Origin of the sequence: Pseudomonas sp. A-1 (genome assembly GCF_004801855.1) — a bacterium.
Classification (GTDB): Bacteria; Pseudomonadota; Gammaproteobacteria; order Pseudomonadales; family Pseudomonadaceae; genus Geopseudomonas.
In genome coordinates this window covers 1-8,244 of record NZ_SSTC01000127.1, presented here as the reverse complement: position 1 = coordinate 8,244, position 8,244 = coordinate 1, and the positions used below count along the sequence as shown (strand labels likewise).

Sequence of the window (8,244 nt, the reverse complement as noted above, 5' to 3'; positions counted from 1 at the left end):
GAGCAAGCCCAACCCGAAGCCTTCGCCAGCCTGGCCGCCACCGGCGATGCCCCGGCAAGCGACGGCCAGCTGTTCGGCCTGACGGCGCCCGGCGCAGCCCAGGCACAGCCCACTCCATCGGCAGCGCCGGGCGCCGCTGCGTCGGGCGCCGCCGCGCCGGTCACCCTCGGCGCCCCGCTGGCCAGCCGCGAATGGCAGCAGGATCTCGGCCTGCAGCTGATCGGCCTGCACCAACGCGGCGAACAGCAGATCGAGCTGCACCTGCACCCCAGCGAGCTGGGACCGCTGTCGGTCAGCCTCAGGCTCGGCGAGCTGGGCGCCCAGGCGCAGTTCCTCTCCGCCCATCCGCAGGTGCGCGCCGCCGTAGAACAGGCCATCCCGCAGCTGCGCGAGGCCCTGGCGGCCCAGGGCATCAGCCTGGGCGAAACCTCGGTGGGCGCGCAGCACCAGCCGCAGGGCGACCAGCAGGCCGGCAGCGGCGCGGGCAATCGCCAGAGCGCCGGCACTGCCGCCGTGGCCGACGGCGGCGACGAGCCGCGCGTGCAGGCAGCGCAGCGAGCCCTGCTCGGCCAGGTCGACCTGTACGCCTGAGCCGGCTGACGGCAAAGCCTGAAGATAGGCTCGATTGGCTGGCTTTTTCGGCCCATCGAGCCCCGTCCGCCGCCGCCATACTCGTCACCCTGTAATCCGTCCCTCGAGCGCACACCCAATGGCCAACCCCGAATCCACCGGCAAATCCACTCCCTGGCTGGTGATCGTCCTGCTGATCCTGCTCTGCTCGGGCGGCAGTGCGGCAGGCATCTACTTCCTGATGGGCAGCGGCAAGCTGAGCGGCCTGACGGGCGGCGCCGAGGCCGCGCCCAGCGAGCCGGTCAAGTCGCCGACGCCGCTGTTCGTGCCGATCAGCCCGTTCACCGTCAACCTGCAGGCCGAGCCGGGCGAGCAGCGCCTGCTGTACATCGGCCTGTCGCTGAAGGTCGGCGACAAGGCCACCGAGGCCCTGCTCAAGGAGCACATGCCCGAGGTACGCAGCCGCCTGCTGATGCTGATGGCCAGCCAGAAGGCCGCCGAGCTGGTAACCCCGGCCGGCAAGGACGCCCTGACCGCGCAGATCCTCGCCCTGTTCGGCACCCCGCTGACCAGCCCGCAGCCGCCGCTGGCGATCGACGGCGTGCTGTTCTCCGACTTCATCGTGCAGTAGCGCCATGGCCCAGAACGATCTGCTCTCGCAGGAAGAGATCGACGCCCTGCTCAAGGGCGTCACCGGCGAGGACGAGTCCCAGGACAGCGAGAGCGCCGTCCAGCTACGCGTGCGCCCCTACGATCCGGCCACCCAGCGGCGGGTGATCCGCGGCCGCCTGCCGGCCCTGGAGATCATCAACGAGCGCTTCGCCCGGCGCTTCCGCATGGCGCTGTTCAACCTGATCCGGCGCAGCGCCGACATCACCGTGGACAGCGTGCGCTACCAGAGCTACAGCGAGTTCGCCCGCAACGTGCCGGTGCCGACCAACCTCAACCTGATCGCCATGAAGCCGCTGCGCGGCACCGCGCTGGTGGTGTTCCCGCCGAGCCTGGTGTTCATGGTGGTCGACAACCTGTTCGGCGGCGATGGCCGCTTCCTCACCAAGAACGAGGGCCGCGAGTTCACCAACACCGAGCAGCGCATCATCCGCCGTCTGCTGGGGCTGGCGCTGGAGGCCTACACCGACGCCTGGCGCGCGGTCTATCCGCTGGAAATCGACTTCCTGCGCTCGGAGATGCAGGTCAAGTTCGCCAACATCACCAGCTCGCCCAACGAGATCGTGGTGAACACCACCTTCCACCTGGAAGTCGGCAACCTGGCCAGCGACTTCAACATCTGCATCCCCTACTCCATGATCGAGCCGCTGCGCGACCTGCTCAACGGGCCGCTGACCGACAGCAATCCCGCCGAGGATCGCCAGTGGAGCCAGCGCATTGCCGGCGAGATCCGCCAGTCGCAGGTGGAGCTGATCGCCGACTTCGTCGAGATCCCCACCAGCATCGCGCGGATCATGGCGCTGAAGATCGGCGACGTGCTGCCCATCGAGCTGCCCGAGCAGGTCAGCGCCCGGGTCGACGGCGTGCCGGTGATGCACTGCGAATACGGCAGCCAGAACGGCCTGCGTGCCCTGCGGGTCACCCGCCTGGTCGACCACACGCCGCCCTCAGCCAAGGCTTCCGCCGATCTGTTCGCCAAGGGCGCCGTGCCTGCGGCCAAGGAATCCAACCATGACTGATCCGAACTCCCCCGAGCAATCCGGTCTCGACGCCGACTGGGCCAGCGCCATGGCCGAGCAGACCACCGCTGCGCCGGCCATCGAGGACGATCCCTGGGCCGCCGCCTTCGCCGAACAGGCCGCCGCCACGCCGCCGGCCGCCAGCGTGAAGAGCGCCGGGGAAAGCGTGTTCAAGCCGCTGGACAAGGGGCCCGGCAGCACCGGCATGCGCGACCTGGAGATGATCATGGACATCCCGGTCAAGCTCAGCGTCGAGCTCGGCCGCACGCGCATCACCATCAAGCAGCTGCTCGAACTGGCCCAGGGCTCGGTGATCGAGCTGGACGGTCTGGCCGGCGAGCCGATGGACATCCTGATCAACGGCTACCTGATCGCCCAGGGCGAGGTGGTGGTGGTGGAGGACAAGTACGGCATCCGCATCACCGAGATCATCACCCCGTCCGAACGCGTGCAGAAGCTCAACCGATGAGCAGCATCGCTCCCGCCGAGCAGGCCGCCGGCAGCGGCGACGCCCTGCTCGGCATGGCCGCGCTGGGCAAGACCGGCCTCGCCCTGCTGCTGGTGATCGGCCTGATCCTGCTGTGCAGCTGGCTGCTGCGGCGCCTCAGCGCCGGCCAGCAGCTGCCCGGCCAGCCGCTCAGGGTGCGCGGCAGTACCGCGCTGGGCCAGCGCGAGCGGGTGGTGATCGTCGAGGTCGAAGGAACCTGGCTGGTGCTCGGCGTCACCCCCGGGCAGATCAGCAAGCTGCACGAGCTGCCGGCACCGCCAGCCGCCAGCGCGCAGCCCGGCGCGGCCGTGCCCGCCGGCAACTTCGCCGCGCGCCTGGCCCAGGCACTCAAGCACAACCTGGGCGGCGCAGCGGCGCGCCAGCCATGATCCGTCCGCTGCGTCGCCACCTACCGGCCCTGCTGGCGCTGCTCCTGCTGCCGGGCCTGGCCCTGGCCGAAACCGGCCTGCCCGGGGTGATCAGCAAGCCGCTGGCCGACGGCAGCCAGCAGTGGTCGCTGAGCCTGCAGAGCCTGCTGCTGCTCAGCTCGATGGCCTTCCTGCCGGCCATGCTGCTGATGATGACCGGCTTCACCCGCATCATCATCGTCCTCGGCCTGCTGCGCACCGCGCTCGGCACGCCGTCGACGCCGCCCAACCAGGTGCTGGTCGGCCTGGCGCTGTTCCTCACCTTCTTCGTCATGTCGCCGGTGCTGACCAAGGTGCACGAACAGGCCTGGCAGCCGTTCTCCCGCGACGAGATCAACTTCGAGCAGTTCATCGCCACCGGCAGCCAGCCGTTTCGCGAGTTCATGCTCGGCCAGACCCGCGAGACCGACCTGGCACTGTTCGCCCGCCTGGCCCAGGTCGGCGACATCCAGGGGCCGGAGCAGGTGCCGATGCGAGTGCTGCTGCCGGCGTTCGTCACCAGCGAGCTGAAGACCGCCTTCCAGATCGGTTTCACCATCTTCATCCCGTTCCTGATCATCGATCTGGTGGTGGCCAGCGTGCTGATGGCCCTCGGCATGATGATGGTGCCGCCGGCGACCATTTCGCTGCCGTTCAAGCTGATGCTGTTCGTGCTGGTGGACGGCTGGCAGCTGTTGATCGGCTCGCTGGCGCAGAGCTTCTATACCTGATCCGCCCACGGAGGCACTGCGATGACACCCGAATCGGTCATGGACCTCGCCTATCAGGGCATGCGCGTCACCCTGTTCATGGCCGGCCCGCTGCTGCTCACCGCGCTGCTGGTGGGCCTGTTGATCAGCCTGTTCCAGGCCGCCACCCAGATCAACGAGATGACCCTGTCGTTCATCCCCAAGATCCTCGCGGTGTTCACCGTGCTGGTGCTGGCCGGCCCCTGGATGATCAAGCTGATCGTCGACTTCACCCGCGAGCTGTTCGGCAACATCCCGCTGATGCTCGGCTGAGATGGTCGAGGTCGACTTCGCCCAGCTGCAGCAGTGGCTGACCGCCTTCTTCTGGCCGTTCGTGCGCCTGAGCGCCTTCCTCGCTGCCTCGCCGCTGTGGGGCCATTCCAGCATCCCGATGCGGGCGAAGATCGGCCTGGCCGTGCTGCTCGCGGTGCTGCTCGGGCCGACCCTGCCGCCGCTGCCGGCGGTGCCGCTGGTGTCCTGGACGAGCCTGGGCATCGTTCTCGAGCAGACGCTGATCGGCATCGCCATCGGCCTGACCATGCGGGTGACCTTCGCCGTGGTGCAGGCCGCCGGCGAGATCATAGGCCTGCAGATGGGCCTGGGCTTCGCCAGCTTCTTCGCCCCGGACACCGGCACCAACACCATGATCCTCTCGCGGCTGCTGTACATGCTCAGCCTGCTGATGTTCCTGGCGCTGGACGGTCATCTGCTGGTGCTGGAGATCCTCGCCGGCAGCTTCACCAGCCTGCCGATCGGCCAGGCGCTGGATCTCGCCGCCGGCGAGATTCTCGTCCGCCATGCCGGGGTGATCTTCGCCTCCGGGCTGCTGCTGGCCCTGCCGCTGGTGGCGGCGCTGCTGACCATCAACCTGGCGATGGGCATCCTCAACCGCGCCTCGCCGCAGCTGACCGTGTTCTCGATCGGCTTCCCGCTGACCATGCTGGTGGGCCTGGTGCTGCTGATGGTGCTGATGAACGACCTGGGGCGCTTCCTCGAGATGCTGTTCGGCGACGCCCTGCTGTTCCTGCGCCAGCTGGTGGCGAGTCTGGCGCTGGCGAACTGAACGGGTCCGCCAGCGCCGGCCATCAGATCTGCTGGAACAGCGACAGCTTCTGCACGTCGACGAAGGCCTTCTGCGCTGCCTGCAGGCCGACCTGGCGCAGGGTGTACTCGGAAATCGCCTTGTTGTAGTCGAGGTCGAGACGATCGGAGAGCACCTGCTCGTAGTTGAGCATGCGGTTGCTGCCGACCACGTCGAGCACGTCCAGCTCGTTGAGGCGGGCGCCCACCGTGGAGCGCACCGACAGCACGTTGTCGAAACCCTTGTCCAGCGCGGCGCCGGCCTTGGCCAGGGTCGTCTGCAGGCTGGCGCGGCCGGCGTCGTCCTGCACCGGAGTGGACAGTACGTCGATCATGTCCTTGAGCGCACCGAACAGGTCGGCATCCTCGGCGCTGGCGAAGATCGCGCGGCCGTTGTCGGTGCTGGGCATCATCCGTGCCGAGTCGACGTGCTGGGCCTTGACGCCCTCGTCGCCGACGTAGCTGACCCGCCCGTCGGCATCCTGCACGAACGGCGGAGTGCCGTCCTGATGGCCGCCGAACAGGTAGCGACCGTTGCCGTCCCGGGAGTTGGCCTGGCCGACCAGCCCCTGGTAGATGCCGTTGAGTTCCTGGGCGATGGCATTGCGGTCGGCATCGCCGAGGGTGCCGTTGCCGGCCTGGACCAGCAGGGTGCGCGCACGGACGATGAAGTCGGCGGTGCTGCTGAGCACGCTCTCCTCCTGGGACAGGCTGTTGCGCGCGCTGACCCGGGCGTTGGCGTACTGCTCGTCGACCGCCTTGGCCTGCTCGACGCCCACCGCCAGCGAGGCGGCCTGCGGATCGTCGGAGGGGTTGACCACACGGCGGCCGCTGGACAGCTGCAGGCCGGTCTTGAGGAACTCGCCCTGCTGGCGGTTGAGCGCAGAGAGGCTCTGCTCGTACATGGTGGTGGTGCTGATGCGCATCGCGCGTTACTCCGTCGGTCAGGCCCGGATGCCGAGCAGGGTGTCGAGAACGGTCGCGCCGATCTCGATGACCTTGGCGTTGGCCTGGTAGTACTGCTGGTAGCGGATCAGGTTGGCGGCCTCCTCGTCGAGGTTGACCCCCGAGTCGGCCTGCTGCAGGGCGCTGAGCTGCTCGCTGAGGCCCTGCTGGGCGTCGAGGTTGGCCGCGGCAATGCTGGTGCGGTTGCCGATGTCGCTGACGATGGCCGCGTAGCCCTGGCTCAGGGTGGCCTGGCCGCCCACCACGCTGCGCGTCTGCAGCGCCTGCAGCTGCAGGGCGTTGCGGTTGTCGCCGGAGCCGCTGCCGCCTGCCGGCTGGCCGGCGGCGATGCGCGCCGGATCGGTCAGGTTGTTGCCCAGGCGCGCCGCCGCGGCGCGGGTCGGCTGGATCAGGAAGCGGTCGCCCTCGGCCGGAGTGCCGCTGATCTGCACGCTCATGCCGCCGAAGCTCAGGGTGCCGTTGGCGCTGTCGAAGTTGGCCTCGACCGCCGTGCCGATGTCGCGGCGCACCACGCTGTAGCCGCCGGCCGTGCTCCAGCTGACGTCGTAGTCGCTGGCGGTGAGGCTGCCCAGCGCGGCCGGATCGTAGCTGGCGCTGAGCACGGCGTCGCCGCGGTTGCCGGTGTTGCTGAAGCTGACCGGCGCACCGATGGTGAAGAAGTCGCCGCCGGCCGCGCCGTAGAGATCGACGCCCTGGGCATGCTGCTGGTTGAAGGCCACCGCCAGGGATACCGCCAGTTGGCCGAGCTGGCCCTGGGTGCGGTCGAGGGTCTCGCGGCGGAAGGTCATCAGGCCGCCCAGCTCGCCGTCCTGGAAGGTGGTGTCGGGAAACTCCACCAGGTTGCCGCCCGGATCGCGGTAGCCGACCACGAAGCGGCTGGCATCCTCGGAGGAACGCATGGCCTCGAGCTTGAAGCTGTTGGTGCCGCTGACCAGGCTCAGGCCGTTGCCGAGGGTCAGGTTGTAGCTGCCGCCATCCTGGACGGTCAGCCGGGCGTCGATGCGCTGGCTCAGCTCGGCGACCAGCTGGTCGCGCATGTTGAGCAGGCCGTTGGGCACCTCGCCGGTCTTGGCCCTGGCCAGGGCGATCTCGCGGTTGAGGTTGGCGACCTGGCCGGCGGTGTTGTTGATCTGGGTGACCTGATCCTTGAGCTGGCCGTTGATGCTGGTCTGCATGTCGCTCAGGTAGCCCTCGAACGCGCGGAACTGCCCGGTCAGGGTCTGCGCGGCGCCCAGCACGCCCTGACGGGCGGCCGGATCGGCCGGCGAGGCCACCACGTCCTCCAGGGCGGAGAAGAAGCTGCTCATCAGCGGCGCCAGGCCGGCCTCGCGGTCGGCCAGCAGGGTGTCGATCTGGCTGACCTGGGAGTGGTAGCTGCTCAGCGCACCGGCCACGCCGTTGCTGCGGTTGAGCTGGTTGGCGACGAACTGGTTGAACTGGCGCTCGACGTTCACCACCTCGACGCCGCCTCCGGCGAAGTGCTCGCCGACCTGGGCCAGCTGGCGGTTGTAGCCCGGGGTGTAGACGTTGCTGATGTTGTTGCTGGTGGTGGCCAGCACCGTCTGCGCGGTCTGCAGGCCGCTGACGCCGATGGAAAAGATGCTCATGAAGCCGTTCCTGTTGAACCTTGCTCGGGATATCGGCCGCGCCGCGCTGATCTTGAGTCGCCTTGCCAAGTTCCTGCCACGAGGGCGCCCGCCGGTCAGAGCTGCGCCACCTGGCGGGCCGGATCGAAGGGTGCGATGGTCGCCATGACCGCGATCAGCTTGTCGGCGTAGGCCGGGTCGGTGGCGTAGCCGCCACGCTGCAGTGCACGCGCCGCCTGGGCCGCGTCGGGCGCCTCGACCACCCCGGCGTAACGCGGGTTGTCGCCGATCAGCCGGGCGTAGTCGGTGAAGGCCGCCTCGAAGGACTCGTAGACGCGGAAACGCTCGATGCGGCTGACCGGCCGACCGTCGATGTACTCGGTGGTACGCACTTCGGTGGTCGGCCCCTGCCAGTTGCCGCCGGCCTTGATGCCGAACAGGTTGTGGCTGTTGCCGCCGCTGGCCGTGGCGATCTCGTGGCGGCCCCAGCCGGTCTCCAGCGCCGCCTGGGCGAGGATCAGCTCGGCCGGCACGCCGCTGGCGCGGCTGGCTGCGCGTGCCGGCTCGTGCAGGCGGGCGACGAAGGTCGCGACATGCCCGCCGCCTTCGCCGCGGGCCTGTTCCGGCTGCCCGATCTCGGCAGCCGCGAGGCTGCGCTGCGCCACCGGCGACGGGCGGGAGACGGTTTCGAGCCGCGCCAGCGGCCGCTCG

The 8,244-nt window shown here is 69.2% G+C and carries 11 protein-coding genes; 8 read left to right on the top strand and 3 right to left on the bottom strand.

Annotated features, from left to right (window positions below; translation table 11 throughout):
• The 8 genes from E5198_RS19355 to fliR all read left to right on the top strand — a co-directional run.
• A partial coding sequence (locus E5198_RS19355; protein ID WP_136491568.1) for a flagellar hook-length control protein FliK occupies positions 1-591 on the top strand: 591 nt, incomplete at its 5' end.
• 118 nt (positions 592-709) lie between these two features.
• Complete coding sequence (fliL, locus tag E5198_RS19350; protein WP_136491567.1) at positions 710-1,201, top strand: flagellar basal body-associated protein FliL; 492 nt, start codon at positions 710-712, stop codon at positions 1,199-1,201.
• A gap of 4 nt (positions 1,202-1,205) precedes the next feature.
• Positions 1,206-2,258: a flagellar motor switch protein FliM gene (fliM, locus tag E5198_RS19345; protein WP_136491566.1), complete on the top strand. Its 1,053-nt coding sequence runs from the start codon at positions 1,206-1,208 to the stop codon at positions 2,256-2,258.
• The gene (gene fliN, locus E5198_RS19340) at positions 2,251-2,727 is read left to right on the top strand and encodes a flagellar motor switch protein FliN (protein ID WP_136491565.1); all 477 of its coding nucleotides are present in this window, start codon (positions 2,251-2,253) and stop codon (positions 2,725-2,727) included. Before fliM ends, fliN begins: the two co-directional genes overlap by 8 nt.
• Entirely contained in the window at positions 2,724-3,134 is a 411-nt protein-coding gene (gene fliO, locus E5198_RS19335) for a flagellar biosynthetic protein FliO (RefSeq protein WP_136491564.1), read from the top strand. Before fliN ends, fliO begins: the two co-directional genes overlap by 4 nt.
• On the top strand, positions 3,131-3,883 hold the full coding sequence (gene fliP / locus E5198_RS19330) for a flagellar type III secretion system pore protein FliP (RefSeq protein ID WP_136491563.1): 753 nt from the start codon (positions 3,131-3,133) through the stop codon (positions 3,881-3,883). Before fliO ends, fliP begins: the two co-directional genes overlap by 4 nt.
• A gap of 21 nt (positions 3,884-3,904) precedes the next feature.
• Complete coding sequence (fliQ, locus tag E5198_RS19325) at positions 3,905-4,174, top strand: flagellar biosynthesis protein FliQ (RefSeq protein ID WP_090347761.1); 270 nt, start codon at positions 3,905-3,907, stop codon at positions 4,172-4,174.
• 1 nt (position 4,175) lies between these two features.
• On the top strand, positions 4,176-4,964 hold the full coding sequence (fliR, locus tag E5198_RS19320; protein WP_136491562.1) for a flagellar biosynthetic protein FliR: 789 nt from the start codon (positions 4,176-4,178) through the stop codon (positions 4,962-4,964).
• A gap of 22 nt (positions 4,965-4,986) precedes the next feature.
• On the opposite strand, the gene flgL is transcribed toward fliR, so the two are convergent.
• The 3 genes from flgL to flgJ form a co-directional block, all read right to left on the bottom strand.
• Positions 4,987-5,907 carry a flagellar hook-associated protein FlgL gene (flgL, locus tag E5198_RS19315; protein WP_136491561.1) on the bottom strand — a complete coding sequence of 307 codons (921 nt, stop codon included), beginning with the start codon at positions 5,905-5,907 and terminating at the stop codon, positions 4,987-4,989.
• Positions 5,908-5,925: 18 nt separating this feature from the next.
• On the bottom strand, positions 5,926-7,554 hold the full coding sequence (gene flgK / locus E5198_RS19310) for a flagellar hook-associated protein FlgK (protein ID WP_136491560.1): 1,629 nt from the start codon (positions 7,552-7,554) through the stop codon (positions 5,926-5,928).
• 95 nt (positions 7,555-7,649) lie between these two features.
• A partial coding sequence (flgJ, locus tag E5198_RS19305) for a flagellar assembly peptidoglycan hydrolase FlgJ (RefSeq protein ID WP_136491559.1) occupies positions 7,650-8,244 on the bottom strand: 595 nt, incomplete at its 5' end.

What these genes read in the sequence shown, in the direction of transcription:
- fliL (WP_136491567.1), top strand. Translation starts at nt 710, where the DNA reads ATGGCCAACCCCGAATCCACCGGCAAATCCACTCCCTGGCTGGTGATC.
- fliM (WP_136491566.1), top strand. Translation starts at nt 1,206, where the DNA reads ATGGCCCAGAACGATCTGCTCTCGCAGGAAGAGATCGACGCCCTGCTC.
- fliN (WP_136491565.1), top strand. Translation starts at nt 2,251, where the DNA reads ATGACTGATCCGAACTCCCCCGAGCAATCCGGTCTCGACGCCGACTGG.
- fliO (WP_136491564.1), top strand. Translation starts at nt 2,724, where the DNA reads ATGAGCAGCATCGCTCCCGCCGAGCAGGCCGCCGGCAGCGGCGACGCC.
- fliP (WP_136491563.1), top strand. Translation starts at nt 3,131, where the DNA reads ATGATCCGTCCGCTGCGTCGCCACCTACCGGCCCTGCTGGCGCTGCTC.
- fliQ (WP_090347761.1), top strand. Translation starts at nt 3,905, where the DNA reads ATGACACCCGAATCGGTCATGGACCTCGCCTATCAGGGCATGCGCGTC.
- fliR (WP_136491562.1), top strand. Translation starts at nt 4,176, where the DNA reads ATGGTCGAGGTCGACTTCGCCCAGCTGCAGCAGTGGCTGACCGCCTTC.
- flgL (WP_136491561.1), bottom strand. Translation starts at nt 5,907, where the DNA reads ATGCGCATCAGCACCACCACCATGTACGAGCAGAGCCTCTCTGCGCTC.
- flgK (WP_136491560.1), bottom strand. Translation starts at nt 7,554, where the DNA reads ATGAGCATCTTTTCCATCGGCGTCAGCGGCCTGCAGACCGCGCAGACG.